This window comes from Streptomyces sp. NPDC001443 (assembly GCF_053597355.1).
Genome location: NZ_JBSFIA010000037.1, coordinates 44908 through 71278, shown reverse-complemented (window position 1 = coordinate 71278; position 26371 = coordinate 44908). Strand labels below are relative to the sequence as shown.

Genomic DNA, 26371 nt, shown 5'->3' with positions numbered 1-26371 from the left:
CCGGTTGCGCAATCGCCCCGGAAAGCGGTGACGAAAAGCCCGCTGACCTCGCTCTCCTCGATGTGACGAGCTATCTGACGAACCGGCCGACGACGGACACCGCGCCGCGGGGGAGCCGGCCCCATGCCGCGAACCGGCCGGTGCGGTGGGCGGCGGACGTGGTGAGCGCCATGCGCGAGGGCGCGCGGCTGCGCCTCGACTACGGGGCGCCGAGCCTGTGGCGGGTCGACCGGATGATCGAGGAGATCGGGCGCGAGGGCACCCCGTACGCCGCCGTGGAGGGGGTGCTGCGGGGCTTCGGCGCGTACGCGGGCGAGGTGATCGTCCGGCAGACCGGCGCGGAGTGGTGGGCGTCGGGCGGCGAGTACCGGATCCGCACCCCGGACGGCCGGCTGTGGGACCCGATCGACGAGGCCCGCCGGTGTTTCACGGGCCAGGGTTCGCTGCGGCTGTTGTGCCAGGACGCGACGGCGGCACGCGGCGCGGACGGGTGAGCGGGTGGGTGGGTGAGCGGCCGAGTGGGTGAGCGGTCGAGTGGCGCGGGGGCCGGCCCGGCGCTCGGGCCGCCCGTCCGGCGCGCTGTGACACTTCCGCCAGGACGGACGCAGATGCCCGTGGAGCCACTCCACGCGGCGGCTCCGGCAGACGGGGCGGCCGTGGACCGCGGCCACGGACTCGGCATGGACGAGGACTGTCTTGGGCCAGGGAGGCGAACCCCGGCGCGCGCAGGCGTACGACGGGGAGCTGGGCGCGGCGGTCGCGCTGGCCCAGCAGGGTGACGAGAGCGCGTTCGCGGTGGCGTACCGGATCGTGCAGCCGGGGCTGCTCGGGTATCTGCGCGGGCTGGTCGGTGACGACGCCGAGGACGTGGCCGCCGACGCGTGGCTGGAGATCGCCCGTGACCTCGGGAGGTTCGCGGGGGACGGGGCGGGGTTCCGCGGCTGGACCGCGACCATCGCCCGGCACCGGGCGCTCGACCATCTGCGCCGCCGCCGGGTAAGGCCCGTGGCGGCGGCCCTCGATCCGGACGTACTGGATCTGCCGGGCCCTCACCACACCGACGACCAGGCCCTGGAGTCCCTCTCCACCGAGCGCGCCCTCGCCCTCGTCCGCGCCCTGCCGCCCGACCAGGCCGAGGCCGTGCTGCTGCGGGTCGTGGTCGGCCTCGACGGTCCGGCCGCCGCCCGGATCCTCGGCAAGCGCCCCGGCGCGGTCCGTACCGCCGCACACCGGGGCCTGCGCCGGATCGCCCGTGAACTGGGCGTGGACGGCCCGGCGTCCGCGGGTGTGACGGATGACGGGCCCCGGGCGCTGGGGGAGTCGACATGAGGACGCCCTGCGGACCGCCCCGCAGGATCCCGGCCGACCGCGGGGCCGACGGAGCGGAGCGCGCCGACGAGGGCGTGAGCGAGACGACGACGGCGCGGGACGGCGCGCGGTGGTGCGTGGTGGTGCGTGGTGACGACGGCGCGGAGCGCGGCGACGGCGGCCTGAGACGGTACGGGGCGACGTGGGCGCGGTGACGAGGGCGCGCGGCGGCGCGGGGACGGATCCGCGCGACGGTACGAGGCGGCGCGCGGCGGCGCGGCGACGGATCCGCGGGGCGCGTGGTGGGCCCGTGGGGCGTGGTGCTGGAGCGACCGGACAGGGGACGGAATGAGCCATGTGGGGACGGGCACCGGTACGGGCGGCGCCCCGGGGGGCGAGGCGCTGTCCGGCCGGGCCGCCCGCCTGACCGAACTGCTCGCCGCCGCGCTGCGCGAGGAGGGGACCGACGCCGAGTCCGAGAAGCGCGCCGTCGCCGCCTTCCTCGCCGTACGCGACCTGACGGCGACGCCGAGGCGGACCCGACGCCGGGACGACTGGCGGCCACGGCCGGTGCGCTGAGGGGTCACCGTCCCGCGGACTCGCGGACTTGGGCGATCACGGCCCTGAGCAGCCACTGCTGCGGGCAATCGCTTTCCACGCGCGGGGCGATCCGCGGGCCTCGGAGCTGCCGCCGAGGCAACGACCGGGGCCGCCACCCCCCACAGGAGAGGCCCCGGCCGTCGCGCGGCACGGGCCGCGCGGCGGCCCGTATTTCCTACAGCGCCAAGAGTGCGTTTTCTGTCACACCCGCAGAGTCACGAGTTAGTTGCATGTTCTACCGACGTGGACGAGCAGCGGTTTCACGCCGTAACGTGCCTTTCGCGCCGTACTGCTGACAGCGGCGGACTGCCTGACCACCACGGGGCCTGTGACCATAACCATCGACAGCCATCGATCGAGCAACCACGACGGCGAGAGCACGGCCCGCGAGAGCGGTGTCGGCCGAGGCGCAAAAGGGGCGCGGTGCTGGGGGACGACGCGGAGCTGACGGCCGCGGTGCTTGCTGCGCAGGACGGGGACGAGACCGCGTTCCGGACTGTGTACCGCACGGTGCACCCGCGGCTGCTCGGATACGTACGGACACTGGTCGGTGACCTCGACGCCGAGGACGTCGCCTCCGAGGCGTGGCTGCAGATCGCCCGCGACCTGGAGCGGTTCACCGGCGACGCGGACCGCTTCCGCGGCTGGGCCGCCCGGATAGCGCGCAACCGGGCCCTGGACCACATACGGATGCGTGGACGCCGCCCCGCGACAGGCGGCGACGAGACCGAACTGACCGGGAAGGCCGCCGCGTCCGACACCGCGGGCGAGGCCATGGAAGCCCTGGCCACCGGTCGCGCCTTCTCCCTCATCGCCCGGCTGCCGCAGGACCAGGCCGAGGCGGTCGTCCTGCGGGTGGTCGTGGGCCTCGACGCCAAGAGCGCCGCCGAGACGCTGGGCAAGCGGCCGGGGGCCGTCCGCACGGCCGCGCACCGCGGTCTGAAGCGGCTCGCCGAACTCCTCGGCTCCGATCCGGAATCGGCCGGCGGGCTCGACGCCCTGCCGTCCCAGCGAGAACCGCGCGTCCGCGCGGTGACGTCCGCCGGTGTGACGCATCCACGTGCGCGGACGCAGAAGGACATGTGATGGCCGACGAGCAGTACAGGTGGCTGGACCGCGAAGCGGCGGAGCGCTTGCTGCGCGGGGAGTCGCCGGACCCCGCTGTCGACGCCACGGCCCGGGGCCGGGCCGGACGGCTCGCCGAGGCCCTCGGCGCCCTGTCCACGGCGGCGACCGCGCAGGACAGCACCGAACTTCCCGGAGAAGCCGCCGCGGTGGCAGCCTTCCGGGCCGCGCGCGGGGCCGAGCGGCCGGCCGTCGGCCGCCGCGGCCGTACCGCCGCGGCTCGCTCCGCCGACGCCGGACTCGTCCGCCTCGGCCGCGCGACTCCGGCCGTCGGCCGGTTCCGCTGGGGCCGTCCCGTCCGTCTGGGGCTGTCCGCCGCGCTGGCCGCCGGCATGGTCGGCGGGGTCGCCGTGGCGGCCGGAACCGGAGTCCTGCCCGCGCCGTTCGGCGGTGTCGAACCCGGCCCGGCGGCCTCCGTCACGGCCGCCGCGAGCCCCGACGCCCCGCCCGCCCCGCCCGTGCCGGGCGACATCATGGGCGGCACCAGCGGAGTGGCGACTCCCGACGACCGTACGAGCGCCTCGCCCGGCGGCGGCACGACCCGGGGCACCGACGACGACGCCACCGAGAACGGCGGCCGGGACGACCGGGCCGGCTCCGGCTCCGGCTCCGCGTGGAGCGGTGTCGCCGCGGCCTGCCGGGACGTGCGCGCCGGCCGGGAACTGGGCGACGAGCGCCGACGCGCCCTGGAGAAGGCCGCGGGCGGTTCCCCGCGGGTGTGGAAGTACTGCAAGGTGCTGCTCGGCGACTCCCTGAACACCGGTCAGGACGGCAACGCCGAGGGAGGTCAGGGCTCCCAGGACGGCTCGGACGGAACGGCCCGCGACGGCTCCGGTGAGCAGGGCGACAAGGGCGACAAGGACAGCCGGGACGAGCAGGGCGACGGCCAGGGCGCGGTCCGCGGCAGCGGTGACGGCCCGCGCGACGGCGCCCTCGGCCTGCTGACGCCGTCCCCGTCCCAGGCCCTCGCCCGCGGCTCGTGGAAGAGCCCGAAGAGCCCGAAGAGCCCGAAGAGCCCGCAGAACCTGAAGAACGCCGGCTGCCCGCGCACCTCCTCGCGCCCCCGGGCGCACTTCACCGTCTGAGCCCGCCCTCCCCACCGCTCCAGGGGTAGCCCTCTGACCTGCGGTTTTGCTTCGCACTCAAGTTTTTCGGCGACAGGTGTGACGTTTTTGGCGGCCCTGACGCAGTGATAAATGAGCCGACTGGTCATCGGCCGTCGCACGGAGCCGGGGTTCCCCCCGTACCTACGGCACGTGCACCTGGCGCGGGCGGGACACGTTCCCCCGGTCCCGCCCGCGCCCCGAATCCTCTTCCGCGCCCGACGTCGTCACCAGTACACGACGACCTTGTCGCCGCTCCTCACCTGCGCGAACAGCCGGGCGATCGCCGCCTCGTCGCGCACGTTCACACAGCCGTGCGAAGCACCGGCGTACCCGCGGGCCGCGAAGTCGTAGGAGTAGTGCACCGCTTGCCCGCCGCTGAAGAACATGGCGTACGGCATCGGGGAGTCGTAGAGCGTCGACACATGGTGGCGGGACTTCCAGTAGACGTGGAACACGCCTTCGCGGGTGGGGGTGTACTGGGAGCCGAACCGGACCGACATCGTCGAGACGGTCCGGCCGTCGATCATCCAGCGCAGGGTGCGGCTCGACTTGCTCACGCACAGCACCCGGCCGGTCAGACAGCGCGGGTCCGGCGCGGCGGCCGGCTGCCCGCCCATCAGATAGAGCTCCCAACGGCCGGGTTCGTGGGTCATGTCCCGCAGTCGCCGCCAGGTGACGGTGTCCACCCGGCCGGTCCGCGGCAGCCCGCGCTTGCCCTGGAAGCCCCGGACCGCCTCCTCGGTGAGATCGTCGTACGCGCCCGTCGGCCCGTCGAAGAGCCAGGCGACCTGGCGCAGCCGCGCCTGGAGTTCACGGACGGCCGGTCCGCTGTCCCCGCGCTCCCAGAGCACCGCGGGGGCGACGGAGGGCGTGCCGGGGCCCGGGTCCGGCCGGCTGCCGGAGCCCGCGGGCGTACGGGAGGCGCCCGGTGCGGAGCTGGTCCCGCCGGCGCCAGCCGTGCCGGTGACGCTGATGTGGACGGGGGAGCGGCGCTTGCCGTCCCCGTCGGCGGGCTGCACGGTGCAGCCGCAGACCGCCGCCAGCGCGGTCAGGGCCGCGGCGGCGACCACGGCGGTCCGGGTGGTCCGGGTGGTCCGGGTCGTCCGGGTCGTCCCGGTGGTCCGGGCGGTCCCGGCCGCCCCGGCGGCGAAACGTCTCTTCCGGTCCGTGGCGCCGCGTCCGCCCATGGTCCTCGAGCTCCCCGAGCTCCTCATGCCCGTACTACGCATCACGGCTCCCCGTCGTCTCACTGGCCCCCCGCGCCGCCCGCCCCGCGCGACGCGCGGAGTGCGCACGGTGTCACCGGAGATGCTCCCCGCGGATGACGGCACGCGAACGGCACGGCATGGTGGATTCCATGGCACGCGACTCGGAGTCCGGACTGCCCATCGAACCCGTCTACGGCCCGGAAGCGGCGACGGGCCGGGATCCCGCGCGGCAACTGGGCGATCCGGGGTCGTACCCCTACACCCGTGGCGTCTACCCGTCGATGTACACCGGCCGTCCCTGGACGATGCGCCAGTACGCGGGGTTCGGCACGGCGACCGAGTCCAACGCCCGCTACAAGCAGCTCATCGCGAACGGCACGACGGGACTGTCGGTGGCGTTCGACCTGCCCACCCAGATGGGCCACGACTCCGACGCGCCGATCGCGCACGGCGAGGTCGGCAAGGTGGGCGTGGCCATCGACTCGGTGGACGACATGCGGGTGCTGTTCGACGGGATCCCGCTGGACACGGTGTCGACGTCGATGACCATCAACGCGCCCGCGGCGCTGCTGCTCCTCCTGTACGAACTGGTCGCGGAGGAACAGGGCGTCGGCGCGGACCGGCTGACCGGCACGATCCAGAACGACGTGCTGAAGGAGTACATCGCGCGCGGGACGTACATCTTCCCGCCGAAGCCGTCGCTGCGGCTGACCGCGGACATCTTCGCGTACTGCCGGGCCGCGATCCCGAAGTGGAACACGATCTCGATCTCCGGCTACCACATGGCCGAGGCGGGCGCCTCGCCCGCGCAGGAGATCGCGTTCACCCTCGCGGACGGCATCGAGTACGTCCGCACGGCGCTCGCGGCCGGCATGGACGTCGACGACTTCGCGCCCCGGCTGTCCTTCTTCTTCGTGGCCCGTACGACGCTCCTGGAGGAGGTGGCGAAGTTCCGCGCCGCCCGCCGGGTCTGGGCCCGGGTCATGCGGGAGGAGTTCGGCGCGAAGGACCCCAGGTCGCTGATGCTGCGCTTCCACACCCAGACCGCCGGGGTGCAGCTGACGGCCCAGCAGCCCGAGGTGAACCTGGTCCGGGTCGCGGTCCAGGGCCTGGCGGCGGTGCTGGGCGGCACCCAGTCCCTGCACACCAACTCCTTCGACGAGGCGATCGCGCTGCCCACGGACAAGAGCGCGCGCCTCGCCCTGCGCACCCAGCAGGTCCTGGCCCACGAGACGGACGTGACCGCGACGGTGGACCCGTTCGCGGGCTCGTACGCCGTCGAGCGGATGACGGACGACCTGGAGGGGGCGGTGCTGGAGCTGATGCGCAAGGTCGAGGAGCTCGGCGGAGCGGTCGCGGCGATCGAACACGGCTTCCAGAAGGGCGAGATCGAACGCAACGCGTACCGGATCGCGCAGGAGACGGACGCGGGCGAACGCGTGGTGGTCGGCGTCAACCGCTTCCGGCTCGACGAGGAGGAGCCGTACGAGCCGCTGCGCGTCGACCCGGCCATCGAGGCCCGGCAGGCCGAACGCCTCGCCCGGCTGCGCGCCGAGCGCGACCGGGGCGCGGTCGACACCGCCCTGGCCGCCCTGAGGAAGGCCGCCGCGGGCACGGACAACGTCCTGTACCCGATGAAGGAGGCCCTCCGCGCCCGCGCGACGATCGGCGAGGTCTGCAACGCCCTGCGCGACATCTGGGGCACGTACGTCCCGTCGGACACCTTCTGAACCGGGCGGTTCACCCGTTCGGATGATCATGAGTGGATGCCGCACGCCCCCGGCTACGCTCAGGGAGAGTCACCCCTGCAAAGGAGGACGCCGTGGCCGTACTGCAACACGAGCTGACGTTGGGCGAAGCCGCCGACCTGCTCTTCCGCGCACTGCCCGGGTACCGCGTGGAGATTCTGCAGGGGAGGCTCACCGTGACACCACCGCCGGACGGCTCGCATGCGCTGTCGTTGTCGTGGCTGGTCGTGGCGTTCGACAGGGCGGGGGCCCGCGAGGCCGGACTCAGGTACGTCCAGGGCGTCGGCCTCTGGCTGCCCACGCTGCCTGACGACTTCGCGATCCCCGACTTCTCGATCGTCGACGAGGACTTCCGCGACGCCCTCGTCCAGAAGAACTGCTACGCCCCGAACGTCTTCCGTCTGGTCGTCGAGGTGACCTCGTCGAACTGGTCCGACGACCTCGGCCCCAAGGTCGAGTGCTACGCCGAGGCCGGAGTCCCCGTCTACGTCGTGGTCGACCGCAAGCACGACGAGGTCCTGCTGCACCGGGACCCGGTCAACGGCAAGTACCCGGCCCCCGAGCGCTACAAGCGGGGCCAGAGCGTGCCGGTGCCCGCGTCCGTCGGGGTCCTGCTCGACCTCCCGGTGGACACCCTTCTCGACGGCGACTGACCCGCGAGACACCTCGACACGGTGTCGTACCCCCGTGCGACACTCCCTCTCATGTTTGGTGTTATCGACCTTCCCACCTATCTCGCGGGCCTTGTCCTGATCGTCCTGCTGCCGGGGCCGAACTCGCTGTACGTGCTGTCCGTCGCCGCCCGCCGGGGTGTGCGGACCGGGTATACCGCCGCCGCGGGTGTGTGGTGCGGGGACACCGTGCTGATGACGCTGTCGGCGGCCGGGGTGGCGTCGCTGCTCCAGGCGAACGCCCTGCTCTTCGGGATCGTGAAGTACGCCGGTGCGGGATATCTGACCTGGCTGGCGGTCGGGATGATGCGGGCCGCGTGGGCGATGTGGCAGGCCCGGCGGGAGCCGGTCTCGCAGAATGCCGAGCCCGAGACGGTGGCCGGGGAACGGCCCTTCCGGCGGGCGGTGGTGATCAGCCTGTTCAACCCGAAGGCGATCCTGTTCTTCGTCGCTTTCTTCGTTCAGTTTGTTGATCCCAAGTACGCCCACCCGGCACTCTCCTTCGTCGTGCTCGGCAGCCTCGCCCAGCTCGCGAGCTTCCTCTATCTGACCGCGCTGATATTCAGTGGCACCCGGCTGGCAGCGGCCTTCCGCCGGCGCAAGCGGCTGTCGGCGGGGGCGACCAGTGCGGCGGGGGTGCTTTTTCTCGGGTTTGCGGTCAAGCTGACGCTCGCCAGTGCGTAGGCGCTCCGCTGGGGGCTGTGGTTCGGCGGCGGGTCCGTGGGGGGCTTTGCGCAGTTCCCCGCGCCGCTGAGGGTGGTGGCGGTGTGTGGTTCGGCTGCCTGTTCGTGGGGGGTTTTGCGCAGTTCCCCGCGCCCCTTTGGGGGCTAGGCGAGTGACAGGCCGACCTGGGAGGTGTAGGAGGGCAGGTTCAGGGGGCTGGTGCCTGCCCAGCCGATGTGGCCGTCGGGGCGGATGAGGAAGATGCCGACGCCGTAGTTCCCGTGGGAGGCGAACCGTACGGTGCGGACACCGGGGAGTGCCGGCAGGTCCATGTCCGTGCCGACCGCGAGCAGCGTCCAGTGCGGTCCCCGCAGCAGATCGAAGAGGCGTACGCCGTCCACGGTCGCGTCGGGGACACGGTCACCCGCGCGCAGCGCCTCGTCCGGCAGACCGGTACGGGTCTCCACGGCGAGGGAGCGGTCCCGGTAGCCGAGGCCGAGCTGACGGGTCTCCTTGCCGCGCCGGGCCTCGCCGCGGTGGATCCGGGTGGACAGGCCGAGCATGGCGGCGGCGATCGGGTGCCGTTCCTCCTCGTAGGTGTCGAGGAGGGACGCGGGAGCCTTGCCGCTCAGGACCGCGCCGAGCTTCCAGCCCAGGTTGTAGGCGTCCTGGACGCTGGTGTTGAGCCCCTGGCCGCCGGCCGGGGAGTGGATGTGCGCCGCGTCCCCGGCGAGGAAGACCCGGCCGGAGCGGAACCGGTCCGCCAGCGCCGCGCGCGGCCGGAAGTCCGAGACCCAGCGCACCTCGGTCACCGCGTCGGCGTCCAGATGGGAACGGTCGGCGAAGACCTTGCGCACACCGTCGGGGGAGGCGTCCACCTTCGTTCCGGCCGGGAATCGGGCGACGACCTGGAAGTACTCCGTGCCCGCGAGCGGGCAGACCGCCATGAAATCGCCGGTGTCCCCGGTCGGCGGGAAGAGGTGCCAGTGGTCGCGGTCCAGGCCGCTGATCCTGGTGTCCGCCACCAGGATCGGGTCCGGCGCGACGAGGCCCGAGCCGTCCTCCCCGGCACCGGTCATGCCGATACCCGCGGCCCGGCGCACGGCCGAGCGGCCCCCGTCGGCGGCCACCACGTACTTCGCGCGGACGACCCCGGCACCCTCGCCCGAGGTGAAGTGCACGGTCGCGCCCTCCTCGTCCTGGTGGAGCGCGGTCACCTCCCGGCCGAAGACGACCCGGCCCCCGAGTTCGGTCAGCCGCGCGTGCAGGATCTCCTGGGTGCGCCACTGGGGCACCATCCACGGCTCGGCGAACGGGGAGCCCGCCTCGCCGTCCTCGGCCGGGTCGAACATCGGACGCTCGCCCGCCTGCTTGCCGTCCTGCCAGATCATCCCGACCGGATAGTCGCCGCCAGCCGCGCGGATCGCGTCCAGGACGCCGAGGTCTTCGAGGACCTCCATGGTGCGCGGCTGGAGCCCCTTGCCGCGCGACCCCGGCGCGAGCTCCTCTCCCCGCTCCACGACGAGCGCGTCCACGCCCCGCCGTGCGAGGTCGACCCCGAGGGCGAGGCCGGTGGGACCGGCGCCGACGATCAGAACATCCGTGTCCACCGTCGTCTCCATGACCACCACTCTCCTTAACGTTGTTAAGTTCCGTTGGGTGGAAGCATGTCCTTAACGCTGTTAAGTTGTCAAGCGTGCCGACGGGCTGCCGCGTATGTCCCTTAACGGCATTAACCTGTCGGGTGTGGTTATCCAGAGATCCCAGCGAGCGCCCAGGCTGGACAGGAAGCAGGTCGTCGACACCGCTCTGCGGCTGCTCAACGAGACGGGCCTCGACGGCCTGACCCTCCGGGCCATCGCCAAGGAGCTGAACGTCCAGGCGCCGGCGCTCTACTGGCATTTCAAGAACAAGCAGGAGCTGCTCGACGAGATGGCCACGGAGATGTACCGCCGGATGGTCGAGAGGGCCGGAGCGGCGGACGCCGACTGGCGGGAGCGGCTGCTCTCCGCCAACCGCGGGCTGCGCGCCGCCCTGCTGAGCTACCGCGACGGCGCCAGGGTCTTCAGCGGTTCACGCTTCACGGGCACTCTGCACGCCGTCGAGATGGAGCGGACGCTGAAGCTCTTCACCGAGGCGGGATTCACCCTCACCCAGGCGGTCCGCGCGGCGACCACCGCGTATATGTACACGATCGGCTTCGTCACCGAGGAGCAGGGCGTCCAGCCGATGGAGGGCGAGCGCCGCGAGGGTTACGACATGACGGACCGCGCCCGCCGGATGGCCGACTTCCCTCTGTCGGCGCAGGCGGGCGCGTTGATCTTCGAGGACTACGACCGGAACTTCGAGGAGGGGCTGGACGTGATAGTGGCGGGCGTGGGGGCCCGGTTCGAAGTCGAGTGAGCCCGGCGGCCGGTCGTGGGTGTCGGCCCGGTCGTGGTCGTCGGCTTCCGCTGCCGCAGGTGCCTCGCAGTGGGCGCGACATGGCGGCGGGCGCGCTGTCCCCGAGCTTGGTGATGAGGCCGTCGTCGGCCGGCGGGCAAGCCTGCGGCGGCCGTGAGCGTCCAGCCGCCCCGGCCACAGGGGCGGCCGGGGCGGCACCGGGGAACGGGTTGAGCCCCGACGAGGAGTTCCGGTGTCCGGCTCGTGCTGGATACGGCGGTGGTCGGCCCACCGCCGTCCCCGGACCGGACCGGATCGGCCGACAGCAACGGCTCGACCCGGTCCCCCCTCGCACCAGTGACCACTGACCGGACAGACACAGCCGATCAGCTGATCACCTCATCGAAGAGACACGCTCTACCACAAGCTCGCGAGCCCTCGGGTGATCGCGCTGCCGACTTCCTGTACACCGTCGGTGATCATGCCGACGGCGGGGGCAGCCGCCTCCTCGGCGGCCTTCGAGATCAGCTTGCCCTGGCCGAAGGTCACGAGGCCGAGAGCGGCCGTGCCGCACGTCTTCGCGAAATCGGTGCCGTGCCAGTCGTTGGCGATTCCGCTGAAGACGACGGCGCCCAGGTCGGCCACCACCGAGGCGGTGCTCAGGTAGCCGGCGTAGATCTCCAGGCCCACCGCGATCGGCACCATCTCCGGACCGGCGAGCAGCAGCAGACCGCCGGTGACGGCGAGACCACCGGCTCCCAGGCCGGACGCGACACTGGCGGTCTCGAGGGAGTGCGCGTACTCCTCTGCGGTGCTTCCCTCTTCGCCCTCCTCCTTGTCGAGCTTGTCGTTCTCGGACACGTCGACCTGGCTGGTGCCGCTTTTCTCGGAGTCGCGCGCCGCCTGGGCGGCGTTGCGCGCGGCCGCCGCGATCTCCTGCTGCCGCTTCTTCGTGGCGATGGTGTGGGCGTCGGCGGCGGCGGCTGCGGCGGCTGCGGCGTCCTTGCCCGCCTGGATGGACGAGGCGCGGGCGGAAGAGGCCGACGCCTGTGCCGACGCGGCCGAGGACACCGCGCTGCGGGCGGAGGCGGAGGCCTTGTTGGCCGAGTAGTTCGCGGTGCGGGCCGCGGTGCGGGCCGCGGCCGCGGCGTTCTTCGCCGCGTCGGCCGAGGCCTGGGCGTCCTGCGCCGACTGCTCGGCGGCGTCGGCCTTGGCGTCCGCCTCCTTGGCGGACGTCAAGGCGTCGGCGGCGGACTGATCCGCCGCCTTCTTGGCGTCCGCGGCCTCCTGGGCCGCGTTCCGGGCGAGCGCCGAGGCCTGCCGGGCGAGCGCGGCCTTCTCCTGCGCCTGGTGGGCGATCTTCGCGGCGGCGGCGATGGCGCCCTGAATGGCGGCGATGTGGGCGGCCGAGTCGTAGTCGAGCTGGGCGCACTGGTGTATCACCGTGGACAGGAAGTGGCGCCGGAGCCAGGCCGGTCCCTCCATGGCCGCCTGGGCGTAGGCCTTGGTGTAGGGGCCTCCCGTGTTGAGCAGGGCGGCCGTGGCGAGCGCGTCGTCCTGCGTCTGGGCGTCGGCGAAATGCTCGTTGAAGAAGTCGAACAGGGCTTTGGGCGTGTTGCTGTCGAGGGCGTCGTTGGCGGCCTGCTTCACCCGGGTACCGGGGGAGGTGGCCAGCACTCGCGCGATCGCGAGGCCGTTGTCCTGGACGGTGGCATCGATGATCCCGGCGGTGAGGAAGGTGGCCGCCGCGCCCGTCACGTCGCTCTCGAGCACCGTGGCCGCGGCGTCGCTGATCGTCGCGGTGCCGGACTGCGCCACCGTCAGAACCGTTTCACGGTCGTCCTGGTCCTGGGCCAGCTTTCGGCCGGCGTCGATCCAGGTGTGGACGTCGGCGTCCACACCGCTCAGCGCGAACCGCGCGGCAGAGCGTGACCAGGAGCCGCTGGAGTTCATGACGGCGGCGGCCGCCTTGCGTCCGAGTGCGGTGGCGCGGGTCAGGTCACCGGAGCTCAGAACCGCCTCGGCCTGGGCGATGAGATCCAGGGTCGCCGCGGAGCTCTGCTGCTGCTGGGTCCGCTGCGCGCGCAGTATCGCGCTCTGCTGGGCGTCGACCTCGGCGAGCCGACGGCACTCGTCCATCGCCTGGGTCTGTTCGTGGTCGAGCGCGTCCCACTCGGCCTGCCGTGCCGCCGCCTCCACCGCGACGGCCTGGTTGACGGCGTTCGTGGCGTTGGTCGCGGCGGTGGTGGCCGCGTCGGCGTAGGTCTTGGACTTGTTGGCGTAGTCGAGGGCCTGGCCGGCGTACTTGGCGGCGTCCTCGGCGGCGGCGGCGGCCGCGTCGGCGTGGTCGGCGGCGGCGTTCGCGGCGTCCCGCGCGGTGCGGGCGGCGGCCGCCGCGGCACTGGCGAGCGACTGCGACTTGGCGGCGGCGGCGGTGGCGATGGCCGCGTTGCTGTTGGCGATCTGCGCCTGCCGCTGGGCCTCGGCGGCCTCGGCCTGGGCGACCCCGGAGGCGGCGGAGGCCGCAGAGGCGGCGGAGCTCGCGGCGGCGGCCGCCTGGCTCGCGGCGGTCGCCGCGGCCCGCCCGGCACCGGCCGCCTGGTCCGCGGAGTTCGCGGCCTTCTCCGCGGCGGCCGCCGTGGTACGCGCGTTGGCCGCCGCGTTACGGGCCTTGGTGGCGGCGGACTTGGCGGCCGCGGCCTGGGACGCGTCCTTGGAGGCGGCGATCGCGTAGTGGTACGCGCTCGACGCGGCCGAACCGGCGACGGCCGCCGCGTGACTCGCGGCCACCGCGGCCTGGGACGCCCGGCGCGAGGCGGTGATGGCCGCGTGGGAGGCACGGATGGCGACCCGGGACGCGTCGGCGGCGCCCTTCGCGGCCTGCGCCGCCTTCCGGGCGGCCTTGCCGGCCTTGGTGACGTCGTTCGCGGCGGCGGCCGCCTCGGTGGCGGCCGTCTGCGCGGCGGACTTGGCCTTGTCCGCGGCCGCCACCGCGCGGGTGGAGGCCTCCACGGCCAGCTTCGTCTGGGAGTCCGCGATGCGGCCCTCCTGCTGGGCGGTGCTGACCAGTTCGGTGATGGTCGCGGTCTCCTGGTCCCGGGCACGTGCTATGTACTGCCCCGTCTCCAGGAACCAGTCGATGTCGTCGGCGGTTCCGTCCAGGGCCCGGGACGCGTACGCGCGGACCTCGGGTCCGGCTGTCGCCGAGAGGGTGGCCGTCTGCAGGGCCATGTCCTGAAGACGCGCCGTGTACTGCCCCTCCGTCAGGAACTTCTCCAGGGCGGGCTTGGTGCCCGCGTCGAGAGCCGCGCTGCCTGCAGCGGCCACGTACTTTCCGCCGGCCCCCATCAGGGCGGTCGTCGTGACGGCCAGGTCCTGCAGGTAGGGGGTCTGGTAGCCGTTCTCGAGGAAGTCGGCGACGGCGTCGTCGTTCCCGGAGAGTGCCGTGGAGGCCGCGACACCCATGTATTTGCCGGCCGACGCCAGGGCCCTGACGACGGTGGCACGGTCGTCGGCCGCCGACGCCGCGGCAAGGCCGCTGGCGAGGAAGACCTGCACGTCGGCGTCCGAGCCGCTGAGGGCGGTCTCGGCCGCGGCGCGGACGTTCGCGCCGCCCAGCATCCAGGCCTTCACGGCCTGGCCGCGGTCCGTGTCGGGCAGGGCCAGGATGTCCGGGTCCGTCGTCGCGTCATCGGCCGCGGACGCGGTGCCGGCGTACGCGGCGACGGGATTGAGGACCAGGCTGGAGGTCAGGGCGCCGGCCGTGGTGCCGAGGAAGGCACCCAGCAGACGACGTCTGCTCCAATATGTGTGCGTACTGTTCACGCGTTCCTCCGGATCGGTGCGCGACGGCCCGGGTGGGCGGCAGCGCGGACTGTGTGTGACTGGGCAGCGCGGATCTTCAGGCGGGTGGCGACGATCCCGGAGCCGGTGAGGTGTGGGACGAGCAGCGCGGTCCGGGCAGGCATCCTGTCCACCGGGACCGGAAGGGGCGTGGGCGAGCCGTGCACGGTCTCGACGCCGGGACCCGCGGGTCGCCGCCGGTGTCACCAGAAGCGGCTCGGTGTTCCGGACCATGACGGGAGTACGCGGCGTCCGCCCCGTCCGCTTTGCTCACCGTGTGTCGTCGACGCGACGATTTCTTGTTGCCGGGAAGGACGAGACGCGGTGACCCGACTTCGCTTTCCGGACAACCCCATAAAACATTCCCCCACGTCACGTCGGCCCGCCGCCGATCGCTAATTTCTTACACCATGGATAGGCGTGAACGCTCGGAGATTTATGAGCCGATCCATGGAACTTTTCGGTGCCGGACCCGTCCTCACGGCAAATCGGGGCGGATGGAGAACGCCAGATATGCTTCCATGTGATTTGCATCACACGATGGCTCGATAGGCGATTTTCGGCCAGTCGCCCGCCGGTTCGGTATTTCGCTCGCACGGTTGCGAAGGGCCCGTCGCCATGGTCGCGTCCCCTTGGGGGCGGAGAGCCCAACTCCCTTGATGGGCTGGCGAGATGAGCGGCTGTGCGGCGCCGCCGGGATGCGGCCGGGCCCGGTTCCCGCAGCCTCGGAGGGCCGCGCCGACGGCGAAGGGGGGCAGGGGTTCGGCAGTTGTGCCGCGTGCCCGCGCTGCGACCCATTTTCAGCGCATAACAAACCTGACTGCGCGTCAGGGACGAAAAAGGGCATCACGGTTTCATCCAGCACCCACCCGTCGAATCCGCTGAATCGGTTACCGAAAAGACCGGATCGGAGTGGGTGGACAAACGCTCTCCTGCTGAGCTTCCATGGCTTAGTCAAAAGATCTCTGAAGGGTGTCCTGGGGGGGCGGCTCCGCCACCGGAATGACACTCTCCGAATGTGTGAGGACGAGTGTGAGGATCGTGATGCGTACCCCTGCCGTGACCGAGGCGAGGACGAAGAACAGAGGACTCCGGCGGCGGGTCCTCGGCGTCACCGTGGCGGCCGGTGCGTCCGCCCTGGTGGTGACGGCTGTCGGGCTCTCCGGCGCGCAGGCCTCGCCGGGCACGGCGGAGCAGGCCATGGCTCCCGCCGCCGGCGAGGCGCCCGGCTACGCGGTCGAGGACTTCAACTACCCCGGTGCCGACAAGATCCTCGCCGAACAGGGCATCACCCTCAAGCGGGGTGACGGGCACATCGTCCTGGCCGACTGCGCGAGCGGCGGCGAGCTGGTGCAGGTCAAGGCGATGCCGAACGTCCTGGCCACCGTCTGTTTCCGCGTCACCGGCAACAGCGGCTGGCTGAGCCTGGAGATGCCCTCGGTCTTCTCGGTCAAGGGCAACGACTACGACACCACGGTCTCCATGACCACGGACGGCGAAGACCGCACCTGGGACGTCGAAAAGAACATCTGGACCTCCGTGGGTGAGAGCGCCGACGACCAGGGGCGCGAGTTCACGCTCGTGGAGATCAGGACCTCGAAGTAACGTTCGGGCGCGCGGGCCACGCCTTGTTCCGGTGCCCCTGAGCCTCTTCGCCGTCCGGGTCCGCCGGGCGACAGACCTCGACTCGACGGTGACCGCCGTGGCGCCCCGCCACGACTGCGACGGCAGCGACCCGGCAGCCCCGGGCGGTCACCCCGTCGTCCGACACCCGCTCGCAGGACTGTGCCCGCATGTTCAACCGGCCTCCCGGACGAGCGGATGAGGCTTGGGCGCCCCCGCCCGTCGGCTGGTCGAGCAGGCCGGGGATCTGCACGTGGTGCAGGCCGAGCCGCTCGACAGCGGCCACTGACGTAATCCGATGCGCAACCCTGGCACGGCATTCCCGGTCCCGCCCGACCCGTTGCCCGGAGGCCGTGCCGCGGCCTCACGCTCGTCTGCTCCCCGTGGGCGTGCGTCCCGGATCCGCATACCGGAAAGACGGATGTTCCCCGGACGTGCTCACTTCGTCCTCGTCGCCTTCCTGTCGACCGTCATGGCGGCGGCCGGGGTACTGACCGCGCCGTCGGCCGGTGCCCCCGCCGGTTCAGCCACCGCCGACAACGCTTACGCCTTCACCGCGAAACCCGACATCGGGGACGGTGACACCGGCCGGGCCTGCTCCGCGACACCGGTGTACACCGACTGGCTGCCGACGGCGGCCGGTTGCTTCGCCGCCGACCCCGCGACCAGCCTGTCGGTGCCGTCGGCACAGGCGGGCGCGCTGATGTTCGAGGACTACGACCGGAACTCCGAGGAAGGCCTGGCCGTCATCGTGGCGGGCATCGACGCCCGGTTCGGGCTCGGGTTCGGGTGAGCCCGGCGGGCCGGCCCCGGTGGCCGTTCCGGTTGCCGCGGGTGCGGTTGCGCGCGAGCGGGCGGACCTGTGGGAAAGGGAGGTCGTGTAGCTACCTCGCGTTCACCTGATGGTGGCCAAGGGGTTGATGTCCGGCATCGAACATCTCTTACGGTCGCTGAGGTCTGCCCCAGAGAGAGCCCAGGTGTCCGCGTGCCTCAGCGCCCCCCCAAACTGTCCGTGATCGTCCCTTGTTTCAATATCGAGGCGTACGTTCCGGAGACCGTGGCCAGCCTCGTCAACAACGCCGACGACTCGTTCGAGTTCCTGTTCGTCGAGGACCGGTCGACCAAGGACCAGACCTACGAGGCGCTGCTGGCGCTGACGAAGCGGCTGAAGAACAGCAGGGTGATCCGGCACGAGCAGAACGGCGGACTGGCCACCGCGCGCAACACCGGGATCGACGCGTCCGAGGGCCGCTACCTCACCTTCCTGGACGGCGACGACTGGCTCGCCCCCGGCTATCTGAGCGACCTCGTGCACCACATCGAACGGCACGACGTCGACTTCGTGCGCACCGACCACGTCCAGGTCTTCGGTGTCGAACGGCAGATCCACCGGGCCCCCGAGGGCCGTCGGCACACTCCGCTCGACCCGCGCAGCTCCATCCTCCCCGTCGACGACACGACGATGGTCGACTACCCGTACGCCTGGGCCGGCGTCTACCACCGCCGACTGCTCGACAAGGGCCTGCTGCGCTTCCACGACGGGCTGCGCACCGCCGAGGACCGCCCCTGGATCTGGGACCTGCACCGCAGGGCCGAGTCCTACGCCGTCGCCAGCCTGCGCGGGGTCTTCTACCGCCGTGGCATCGCCAGCTCGCTGACCCAGATCGGCGACGTCCGCCAGCTCGACTTCTTCCGCTCCTTCGACCTCGTCCTGGCCGAACTCGCCGACGACCCCGAGGCGGCCAAGCTGCGGAAGAAGGCCCTGCGCAACTACTGCGTCGTCATCGCCCACCAGCTGCTGGACCGGGGCCGGTTCGAGCGCAGCGTGCACGCCAGGCTGCGGCAGCTGGCGGCCGAGGCGCTGGGCCGGATGACGGAGGCGGAACTCAACGAGGCACTCGTCGGCATGGGCGAGGAACGCGTGCACACGCTGCGGCGCATACGCGGCGGCATGAAGGGAGTCGCGGCATGAGCGGCAGGACACAGATCTTCTTCTCGGCCACGCAGTACGCCGCCGCCACCGTCACCGCGGCGATCCGCGCCGGCCTCTTCGGCCCGCGCGCCGCCCACCGGCGCATCCTGGTCGTGAGCAACACCGCCGCCGTGCCCGAGGTCGGCACCCCGCTGGACCGGATGGCCGGGTTCGAGAAGCTGCGCCCCGAGTTCGACGAGGTGCGCTCCTGGAACGAGTTCATCGCCCCGCACCACCCGGTCGGCTGGTCGCCGCGCGCCCAGGACGCCCAGCTGTGGGAGAAGGCCGTACGCCTGGCCTGGAACCTCGGTGACGAGGAGGTCGAGATCGCCTGCGAGTCCATCCAGGCCAACCCCTCCCGCGCGGTCGCCGACATCTTCGCCGATAGCCCGATCCACGTGTACGCGGACGGCCTGATGAGCTACGGGCCCACCCGCAACCGCATCCCGCACGGTATGAACAGCCGGATCGCCCGGGTGCTCCACCTCGACCTCATTCCCGGACTGCGCCCGATGCTGCTGTCCGAGTACGGCGTCGAGCCCGAGCCGATCCCCAACGAGGCCATCGTCGACGTACTCGCGCAGATAGGCGAGGTCGGCGCCGGCATCCTCGCCGAACGGCTGCCCGAGGGCGAGCGCCCCACGGCCGTGCTGCTCGGCCAGTACCTCTCCGCGATCGACCTGATCACCCAGGACGAGGAGGAGGAGCTGCACGTCCGGATGCTGCGGGCCGCCGCCCGGGCGGGCCACGAGAGCGTCCTGTTCAAGCCGCACCCCAGCGCGCCCGCCGTCTACAGCAGGTCCCTGGAAGCGGTGGCCGAGGAACTCGGCGTACGGCTCACGGTCCTCGCCGAGCCCGTCCTGGCCGAGACCGTCTTCGCCTTCCTGGAGCCCCGGCTCGTCATCGGCTGTTTCTCCACCGCCCTGATGACCGCCGCCGCCTTCTACGGCATCCCCGTCGCCCGGGTCGGCACGGAGCTCCTCCTCGAACGCATCACGCCGTACGAGAACAGCAACCGCGTCCCGCTCACCGTCATCGACGCGGCCCTGCCCGACGCGGAACGCGAGACCCTCGGCGCCCCGCTCGAACTGGCCGCGCTGAGCGAGCGCCTCGCCCCGCTGGTGCACACCGTCGGCTACTGCATGCAGTCCCGCAAGTACCCCGGCCTGCACGAGGAGGCGGCCGCCTGGCTGACCGCCAACCTCGCCGAGCACCAGCGGTACTTCAAGAAGCGCCGGCTGACCACGCTGCGCCTGCCCGGCGGCAGCCCGGTCCGGGCGGAGGCGCTGCGCCGCAACCCGGCCGTGCGCAGGGTCGTACGACGGATCCGGGCGGCCCAGTCGTCCTGACCCGCACGGCGGTCCCCGCCCGGCGGTCCTGACCCGCCCGGCGGTCCTGACCCGCCGAAGGGCCGGGCCCCGTTCCTCCTCGGGAACGGGGCCCGGCCCTTCTCGCGCGGCGCGCGCGGGTCACTTGTCGAGCTGCGGCCTGCGCACCACCAGCGCCCGCTTCAGCCGGGGCCCGAACGGTTTCTCCACCAGCCGGTGGATCAGCCAGGCGATGCCCAGCAGGCTCAGCACGCTGATGACGATCGTCGCGTACGGCGGCAGGCCGAGGCCACGGTTCAGCACCCGGATGAAGAACCAGCCCAGGTGCTCGTGCACCAGGTAGAAGGGGTAGGTCAGCGCCCCCGCGACGGTCAGCCAGCGCCAGTTCGCCCAGCTCGTCCAGCCCACCGCCACCACCGCCACCGCCGCGAAGGCGAGGAAGACGATCGCCTGGATGACGTGCGGGTTGCGGTGGAAGTCGCCCTCCATGCCCGGGTGCCACAGCGCGGTCACCGAGTAGCGCTGGCCGAGCAGGAACGACATGATCACGATGCCCCACAGCAGCAGGTCGTTGCCGTAGCGGTGGATCAGGTAGAGCGCCAGGCCGCCGATGAAGAAGGGGGCGTGGTCGCGCATCACCAGTTCGTCGGTGAGCGGCATGTCGGCTACCCGGGCGAAGACGCCGGCCAGGGTCCACAGGGCGCAGAACAGCACCACCCGGCGGTAGGTGACGCCCCGCCAGACCACGAACAGCGCGAACATCGCGTAGAAGCGGACCTCGACCCAGAGCGTCCAGTCGACGCCCAGCACCCGGTTCACGCCCATCGGCTGCTGGAGCATCGTGAAGTTGACCAGGATCTCGTCGGAGCGCAGCGGGTGGACGACGACGGGCATGACGCACGCCGCCGCGGTGATCAGGACGATCGCCACCCAGTACGCGGGGTAGAGCCGGGCGACCCGGGAGCGGAAGAAGTCGCCCAGGGAGCGGCCCCAGCTGCTCATGCAGATCACGAAGCCGCTGATGACGAAGAAGAACTGCACACCCAGGCTGCCGTACGTGGCGGCCAGGGACAGGGTCGGGAACTTCAGGCCGGGCGACTGGTGCCAGGACTCGGCGACGGGTCCGTTCTTGCCCGCGAAGTGATACATGCACACCATCAGCGCGGCCAGCAGCCGCAGCCCGTCCAGGGCGCGCAGCCGGTCGGCGGCGCGTGGGCGGGGCGCGGCGGCGGGAGCCTTCTCGGGTTCCCGTACTCGCACGGTGGGCGCCGGCGCCGGGCTCGTGGGGGCCAGGGCCTGGTCAGCCGCATTCATCCTGGGGCCTTTCTCGGCAGGGTCGTGTCCATCGTCGTGGTGGTCGTCGATGACCGGACGGTACGAAGTACTGACGTATGACAGGAGATTCAGCGCTGACACCTGGGCATCGGACACATGTCGCACAGATGAATGAACGGGCGTCAGGTTGACGCCTGGGTTAAGCGAAAGCGCGCCGCCCCCGCTCCTGTGGAGGAACGGGGGTGACGCGGTGGGACGGGGGCGGGGCGCTCAGCGCCGGGACAGGGCCCTGGCCCGGCGCGCCAGGCGGCGCACGGTCGCGTTGCGCGGGATGAAGGCGAGCTGCGCGGGCACGGCGCCGGGCAGGGCCAGCGCGGTCAGCCGACGGCGCTTGAAGTAGCGCCAGGTGCGCGTGTTCAGGTGCCGGGAGAGATAGTCCTCGGCCGCGCCGCGCAGCCCGGGGTAGATCTTGGGCTGCATGGCGAACCCGACCGCCGTGAGCAGCGCCGCGAGCTGTGCCACCCGCTCGGGCGACGGCATCGCCCAGTTCTCCACCGCCGCCCGGTCGGCGAGGTCGGGCAGCAGCGCGTCGACCAGGGTGACCGGCACCCGGTTGCTGTTCTGGTAGGGCGTGAGCCGGGTCAGTACGCCGTCGGTGCCGGCGCGGGCCACCGGGATGCCGTACAGCCCCGCGGCCGTCAGCAGCGCGGTGGAGAAGCAGCCGACGACGAGCGCGGGCCGCATCCGCTGGAACACCACCTCGGCGAGCACCGGCCGCTCCAGCAGGGTGAGTTCGGCGCCGAGCCGGGCCGCCTCGTCCTGGAGCAGCCGCGACCAGCGGGCGGGCGCGACCGGGTGCGGCTTGAACACCAGCCTGCGGTGCCCGAGCGCGACGGCGCCGCGGACCATGCCCAGATGGAGCTGCTCCTCCCCGGCGTCGTCGAGGATGCCGAGCGCGCTGAGGTACTGGCCCAGCAGCAGCGCCGGCTGCCCGTCGGCGTCCGGCGGTTCGGTCTCGTCCTGCGCCAGCTCGCCCAGCACCTTCAGGAAGGCCTCGCCCGGCACCAGTTCGGGCCTGACGTCGAACTCGGTGAGTAGCAGCGGGGTCAGTCCCGGTACGAGATCGAGGTGCAGCAGCCGTCCGATCCGGGTGCCGACCAGCGGATCGATCTTGTCCCGGGTGGGGCCATAGCTTATGAGGCCGTCCGCGTAGACGTCGACGGGGGCGCCGGTGAACAGCTGGCACACCGCGAGCGAGGGATTGACGTGCACGGACTCGACGGCCAGTCGGACCTCGTCGTCGCCGAGCCCCCACTGGAGCCGTACGTACCGCTCCCACATGGGGATGTCGTCGCCGCGCGGGCTCCAGCCGCCGGGGTGGAACGGCGCGATCGTCTCGTTCCAGGACAGCACCCGGTCGAAGCGCTCGGCGATCCGGGCGAAGCCCGGCATCTCGTCGACGGCGGGCGTGGTCTCGGGGTTGGCCGCGTTGTTGGTGACGAGCAGCAGTCGCCGGTCGGTCGGTTCGAACAGCCCGGCGTCCAGCGCGGCGGCGAGGGTCGCGGCGCCGTACAGCGTGGACGCGCAGAAGACGCGGGTGGTGCGGGGCATCAGGCGGCCACCGTCCGGGCGGACACGGGCCTGCGGCGCAGTCGGCGCAGCCGGCTCGCGCGCTGGGCGTCCATCGTGTCCATCACTTCCCCGAGCACGTCCTGCGGCATTCGCTTCAGGGCGGCGGAGCTCAGGGAGCGCAATTTTCGAGCCACGGCGGGTTCGAACCTCTCGATTGATCCGAGATGATGAGCCATGATCGCGCAATAGGTGCGCACTGCTTTCGGCAGCAGTTTATCCGCCTCGGGATCGAGCGCCGTTTCCTCGATTACCTGATCGAACGCCCGGATGAAATCGAGCTGCCGGACGTCGCCGATCTGGGTGAGCGAGGAGGCGACTCCGCGCCGGTAGAAGACGCCCATCAGGTTCACCGTGGCGAAGGACTCCGCCTCCCGGTGGAGTTTCCAGATCCAGGGCCGGTCCTCGGCCGTGCGCAGTCCGTGGGTGAAATGCAGCAGTCCCCGGTCGACGAGCCGGCGGTGGTAGATGCCCGCCCACGCGTACGCGTAGTCGACCGACGTGGACCGGTCCGCGGGCAGGATCGCCGCGCGGGGCTCCATCACCACGCCCCGCCGGCCGTGCGGCACCCGGTGCACCGTGCGCGCCCGGCCGGTGCACTGGACGTGGTCGGTGCGCAGGAAGTCGCAGTCCAGCTCCTCCATGGCGGCGACCAGCCGGTCGTAGTAGCCGGGTGCGAGCCAGTCGTCGCCGTCCAGGAACGTCAGGTACCGGCCGCGCGCGCGGTCGATCCCGGTGTTGCGCGCGGTCGCGAGTCCCCCGTTCTGCTCGTGTCTGACGAGCACCGCTCCCGGCAGCTCGCGTTCCGCGCGCGCGAGGATGTCCGGGGTCCCGTCACGCGAACAGTCGTCGACGAGAATGAATTCGAAGTCGTCGCGAGTGTTCGCCCGCAGGCTTTTGAGAGTGTCCGGCGCGTATTGCTGCACGTTGTAGAACGGCACGATGACGGAGAGCTTGACCACGGGAGTGACGTTAGAGGGCCGCCCGGCACCCGTCTTTACCGTTGGTTTGATGTCAGGTGAACTGCGTGTGGCGAACCCGTGAACCGGGACTTCATGAGCGCCCGGAGGGCCCGGAAACCCCATTCGTCGATGTGCTGTTAACCCTTTGTTGCTTTCGGGTTGGGCGGATCCTGGGAATGCCTTCCTACGGTCGACGGCGTGCCAGCAAGTGCAACGAACGCCCTGCGAGTCGCCGTACTCGCGGATTCCGACACCCGATGGAAATGGGGCGCGCTCACCGCGAAGCGTACCGTTTCTGCCGAAGAGGGTGAAACGGACATCCGCCTGGACGGCTACCTCCTGCGGGGCCGAGCCACCCCCACCGCCCGTCAGCTCCAGGAGGTCGGCGTCCACGCCGACTCGCTCCGCGAGGTGACCGCCGCCGAGTTCCTGCGCGCGATGGGCGAGGAGTCCTACGACGTCCTCGTCCTCGCGCTGGTCGGCGGCGGTGTGCAGGCGATGCTGCACGGCCTGCGGCACGTCTGGGCCGACCGCGCCGAGCGTCCCGTCGTCGTCACCGGCTACGTCGGTGTCGTCTACGAGAAGCTCGCCGACGGCCTGCTGCTGCGCCACGGCGCCGATCTCGTGCTGGCCAACTCCCGGCAGGACGCGGACCGGTTCCGCGCGGTCTACGCGGGGGTCGGCGCCGACGCCTCGTCCGTCACGGAGGTCGCCCTGCCGTTCCTCGGCGGAGCGCCCTACACCGGCGAGCCCGACCCGGCCGCGGAGCAGGGGGGCAGGCCCTACACCGTCGTCTTCGCCGCCCAGCCGTCCGTCCCGGCCAGCCGCAAGGACCGTACGTACCTGCTGGAGCGGCTGATCCGGCACGCCCGCAAGCACCCCGGGCGCGAGGTGCTGCTGAAACTGCGCTCCAAGCCGGGCGAGCACACCACGCACATCGAGGAACTGCCGTACCAGAAGCTGGTGCAGAAGGCCGACCCGCCGCCCAACTTCCGCCTGGTGTACGGGCACATGGGCGAGGTCCTGGACCGCACCGACCTGCTGGTCACGGTCAGCTCGACGGCCGCCCTGGAGGCCCTGCACCGCCGCATCCCGACCGTCGTCCTGACCGACCTGGGCGTGCGCGAGATGCACGGCAACCACCACTTCGTCGGCTCCGGCCTGCTCGCCTCCTGGGACCAGCTCGACGCCGGCCACCGGCCGGTGCCCGACGAGGAGTGGGTCGCCCGCCAGGGCGTCGCGCCCGCGGGCACCCCCGCCGGACCGGGCTCCTACGCCACCGCCTTCGACGCGGCCCGTGAGCGGATCACCGAGCTCCTCGAACGCCCCGGCGGACTGCCGCCGCTGACCCCGTACTACACACCCGAGACCGCGCCCGGATACCTGCCCGGCATCCTCGCCCGCCACCACCTCGGCCCCGACGGCGCCCCGCTGCCCGGCGCCCCGGCGGCCGACAAGGAGCCCGGAGCGGTCCGGCAGATCGTGCGCCGGGCGGCGCGCGGCGCCTACCGCCACGGAGTGCAGCGCGTCGCCCCCGTGATCCGGCGGATGGGCGAGCTGTGAGCGCCGCCGAGACGACAGCCCAAGGAGTGGAACCCATGTCCAACCCGGAAGCGGGCCAAGGCGCTTCGGTGCGCCGGGTGCTCGCGGTGATCCCCGCGCGCGGCGGCTCCAAGGGCGTGCCCGCGAAGAACCTCGCGGCCGTCGGCGGCGTCCCGCTGGTGGCCCGCGCGGTGCGCGAGTGCCGTGCCTCCCGGCTGGTGACCGACGTCGTCGTCTCCACCGACGACCACACCATCGCCGCCGCCGCCCGGCAGGCCGGCGCCGAGGTCGTGCTGCGGCCCGCCGCCATCGCCGGCGACACCGCCACCTCCGAGGCCGCCGTCCTGCACGCCATGGACGCCCACGAGGCCCTGCACGGCTCCCGGGTCGACGCGGTGCTCCTCGTGCAGTGCACCAGTCCCTTCATCCTCCGCGAGGACATCGACGGCGTAGCCGGCGCGGTCGTCGAGCACGGCGCCGACACGGCGGTCACCGTGGCACCCTTCCACGGCTTCCTCTGGCGGGACGCGGCGGACGAACCGGCGGTCGTCGAGACCGGACGCGCCGACGAGAGCGGGCGCGCCGACGAGGTCGGCGGCGGCACCAAGGTCGCCGACCCGGCCGTCACCGAGGGCGGCTACGGCGTCAACCACGACAAGTCCTTCCGTCCGCGCCGCCAGGACCGCCCCCAGGACCTGCTGGAGACCGGCGCCGCCTACGCGATGGAGGCCACCGGCTTCCGCACGCACCGGCACCGCTTCTTCGGCCGTACCGAACTGGTGCGCACCGACCCGGCCCGGGTGCTGGAGATCGACGACCCGCACGATCTCGCCCGCGCCCGCGCCCTGGCCCCCCTCTTCGACGCGGAACTCCCCGCGTCGCTGCCGACCGCCGACGACATCGACGCGGTCGTCCTCGACTTCGACGGCACCCAGACCGACGACCGGGTGCTGATCGACGCCGACGGACGGGAGTTCGTCTCCGTGCACCGCGGGGACGGACTCGGCATCGCGGCCCTTCGCAGGAGCGGCCTGAAGATGCTGATCCTGTCCTCGGAACAGAACCCGGTCGTCGCCGCCCGGGCCCGGAAGCTCAAGCTCCCGGTGCTGCACGGCATCGACCGCAAGGACCTCGCACTGAAGCAGTGGTGCGAGGAGCAGGGCATCGCGCCCGAGCGCGTGCTCTACGTCGGCAACGACGTCAATGACCTCCCGTGCTTCGCCCTCGTGGGCTGGCCCGTGGCGGTCGCGAGCGCCCACGACGTCGTGCGCGGCGCCGCACGCGCGGTCACCACTGTCCCCGGTGGCGACGGCGCGATCCGAGAGATCGCCAGCTGGATCCTCGGCCCCTCTCTCGACTCCCTCCCCCAGTAAGGACATCTCTGCC

22 protein-coding genes are annotated in these 26371 nt (G+C 72.1%); 16 read left to right on the top strand and 6 right to left on the bottom strand.

From position 1 onward, the window contains the following. Positions 1 to 62 precede the first annotated feature (62 nt). From ACWC24_RS31420 to ACWC24_RS31395, 6 genes are all read left to right on the top strand, one after another. Positions 63 to 494, top strand: coding sequence for a hypothetical protein (locus ACWC24_RS31420; protein ID WP_450666277.1), 432 nt, complete (start codon positions 63 to 65; stop codon positions 492 to 494). 202 nt (positions 495 to 696) lie between these two features. Next, entirely contained in the window at positions 697 to 1329 is a 633-nt protein-coding gene (locus tag ACWC24_RS31415) for an RNA polymerase sigma factor (RefSeq protein WP_450666276.1), read from the top strand. After that, the gene (locus tag ACWC24_RS31410) at positions 1326 to 1523 is read left to right on the top strand and encodes a hypothetical protein (protein WP_450666275.1); all 198 of its coding nucleotides are present in this window, start codon (positions 1326 to 1328) and stop codon (positions 1521 to 1523) included. Before ACWC24_RS31415 ends, ACWC24_RS31410 begins: the two co-directional genes overlap by 4 nt. Before the next feature lie 133 nt (positions 1524 to 1656). Further along, complete coding sequence (locus ACWC24_RS31405; RefSeq protein WP_450666274.1) at positions 1657 to 1887, top strand: hypothetical protein; 231 nt, start codon at positions 1657 to 1659, stop codon at positions 1885 to 1887. Between the two features lie 444 nt (positions 1888 to 2331). Further along, on the top strand, positions 2332 to 2994 hold the full coding sequence (locus ACWC24_RS31400) for an RNA polymerase sigma factor (RefSeq protein ID WP_450666273.1): 663 nt from the start codon (positions 2332 to 2334) through the stop codon (positions 2992 to 2994). Then, positions 2994 to 4118 carry a hypothetical protein gene (locus ACWC24_RS31395; RefSeq protein WP_450666272.1) on the top strand — a complete coding sequence of 375 codons (1125 nt, stop codon included), beginning with the start codon at positions 2994 to 2996 and terminating at the stop codon, positions 4116 to 4118. The genes ACWC24_RS31400 and ACWC24_RS31395 overlap by 1 nt, the downstream gene beginning before the upstream one ends. Positions 4119 to 4363: 245 nt before the next feature. Here the strand turns inward: ACWC24_RS31395 and ACWC24_RS31390 are convergent, their stop codons facing one another. Then, positions 4364 to 5326 (bottom strand): L,D-transpeptidase family protein, encoded by a 963-nt coding sequence (locus ACWC24_RS31390; protein WP_450666271.1) that lies wholly within the window; start codon positions 5324 to 5326, stop codon positions 4364 to 4366. Positions 5327 to 5496: 170 nt separating this feature from the next. Between ACWC24_RS31390 and ACWC24_RS31385 the strand changes: the two genes are divergently transcribed. The 3 genes from ACWC24_RS31385 (at position 5497) to leuE (ending at position 8450) form a co-directional block, all read left to right on the top strand. After that, a complete protein-coding gene (locus tag ACWC24_RS31385; RefSeq protein WP_450666270.1) occupies positions 5497 to 7077 on the top strand; it encodes an acyl-CoA mutase large subunit family protein in 1581 nt (526 codons plus the stop codon). Between the two features lie 92 nt (positions 7078 to 7169). Next, positions 7170 to 7748, top strand: coding sequence for a Uma2 family endonuclease (locus ACWC24_RS31380; RefSeq protein WP_450666269.1), 579 nt, complete (start codon positions 7170 to 7172; stop codon positions 7746 to 7748). Between the two features lie 51 nt (positions 7749 to 7799). Continuing rightward, positions 7800 to 8450, top strand: a complete 651-nt coding sequence (leuE, locus tag ACWC24_RS31375; RefSeq protein WP_450666268.1) for a leucine efflux protein LeuE — start codon at positions 7800 to 7802, stop codon at positions 8448 to 8450. A gap of 143 nt (positions 8451 to 8593) precedes the next feature. Here the strand turns inward: leuE and ACWC24_RS31370 are convergent, their stop codons facing one another. Then, positions 8594 to 10051, bottom strand: coding sequence for an FAD-dependent monooxygenase (locus ACWC24_RS31370; RefSeq protein WP_450666267.1), 1458 nt, complete (start codon positions 10049 to 10051; stop codon positions 8594 to 8596). 130 nt (positions 10052 to 10181) lie between these two features. Here ACWC24_RS31370 and ACWC24_RS31365 point away from each other — a divergent pair, with 130 nt between their 5' ends. Next, on the top strand, positions 10182 to 10832 hold the full coding sequence (locus ACWC24_RS31365) for a TetR/AcrR family transcriptional regulator C-terminal domain-containing protein (RefSeq protein ID WP_450666315.1): 651 nt from the start codon (positions 10182 to 10184) through the stop codon (positions 10830 to 10832). A gap of 396 nt (positions 10833 to 11228) precedes the next feature. On the opposite strand, the gene ACWC24_RS31360 is transcribed toward ACWC24_RS31365, so the two are convergent. Further along, positions 11229 to 14636, bottom strand: a complete 3408-nt coding sequence (locus ACWC24_RS31360; RefSeq protein ID WP_450666266.1) for an ALF repeat-containing protein — start codon at positions 14634 to 14636, stop codon at positions 11229 to 11231. Positions 14637 to 15698: 1062 nt separating this feature from the next. Here ACWC24_RS31360 and ACWC24_RS31355 point away from each other — a divergent pair. The 4 genes from ACWC24_RS31355 (at position 15699) to ACWC24_RS31340 (ending at position 19598) form a co-directional block, all read left to right on the top strand. Continuing rightward, positions 15699 to 16259 carry a hypothetical protein gene (locus ACWC24_RS31355; RefSeq protein ID WP_450666265.1) on the top strand — a complete coding sequence of 187 codons (561 nt, stop codon included), beginning with the start codon at positions 15699 to 15701 and terminating at the stop codon, positions 16257 to 16259. 439 nt (positions 16260 to 16698) lie between these two features. Next, entirely contained in the window at positions 16699 to 17070 is a 372-nt protein-coding gene (locus tag ACWC24_RS31350) for a hypothetical protein (RefSeq protein WP_450666264.1), read from the top strand. A gap of 192 nt (positions 17071 to 17262) precedes the next feature. Next, the gene (locus ACWC24_RS31345) at positions 17263 to 18249 is read left to right on the top strand and encodes a glycosyltransferase family 2 protein (protein WP_450666263.1); all 987 of its coding nucleotides are present in this window, start codon (positions 17263 to 17265) and stop codon (positions 18247 to 18249) included. Then, the gene (locus tag ACWC24_RS31340; protein WP_450666262.1) at positions 18246 to 19598 is read left to right on the top strand and encodes a polysialyltransferase family glycosyltransferase; all 1353 of its coding nucleotides are present in this window, start codon (positions 18246 to 18248) and stop codon (positions 19596 to 19598) included. Before ACWC24_RS31345 ends, ACWC24_RS31340 begins: the two co-directional genes overlap by 4 nt. A gap of 120 nt (positions 19599 to 19718) precedes the next feature. Here the strand turns inward: ACWC24_RS31340 and ACWC24_RS31335 are convergent, their stop codons facing one another. From ACWC24_RS31335 to ACWC24_RS31325, 3 genes are all read right to left on the bottom strand, one after another. After that, complete coding sequence (locus ACWC24_RS31335; RefSeq protein WP_450666261.1) at positions 19719 to 20891, bottom strand: acyltransferase family protein; 1173 nt, start codon at positions 20889 to 20891, stop codon at positions 19719 to 19721. A gap of 231 nt (positions 20892 to 21122) precedes the next feature. After that, positions 21123 to 22463 (bottom strand): polysialyltransferase family glycosyltransferase, encoded by a 1341-nt coding sequence (locus ACWC24_RS31330; protein ID WP_450666260.1) that lies wholly within the window; start codon positions 22461 to 22463, stop codon positions 21123 to 21125. Next, on the bottom strand, positions 22463 to 23443 hold the full coding sequence (locus ACWC24_RS31325) for a glycosyltransferase family 2 protein (RefSeq protein WP_450666259.1): 981 nt from the start codon (positions 23441 to 23443) through the stop codon (positions 22463 to 22465). Before ACWC24_RS31325 ends, ACWC24_RS31330 begins: the two co-directional genes overlap by 1 nt. Positions 23444 to 23641: 198 nt before the next feature. Here ACWC24_RS31325 and ACWC24_RS31320 point away from each other — a divergent pair, with 198 nt between their 5' ends. Continuing rightward, positions 23642 to 25006, top strand: coding sequence for a DUF6716 putative glycosyltransferase (locus ACWC24_RS31320; RefSeq protein WP_450666258.1), 1365 nt, complete (start codon positions 23642 to 23644; stop codon positions 25004 to 25006). A 35-nt stretch (positions 25007 to 25041) separates the two neighbouring features. After that, a complete protein-coding gene (locus tag ACWC24_RS31315; protein ID WP_450666257.1) occupies positions 25042 to 26358 on the top strand; it encodes a cytidylyltransferase domain-containing protein in 1317 nt (438 codons plus the stop codon). The last annotated feature ends 13 nt before the right edge of the window (positions 26359 to 26371 follow it).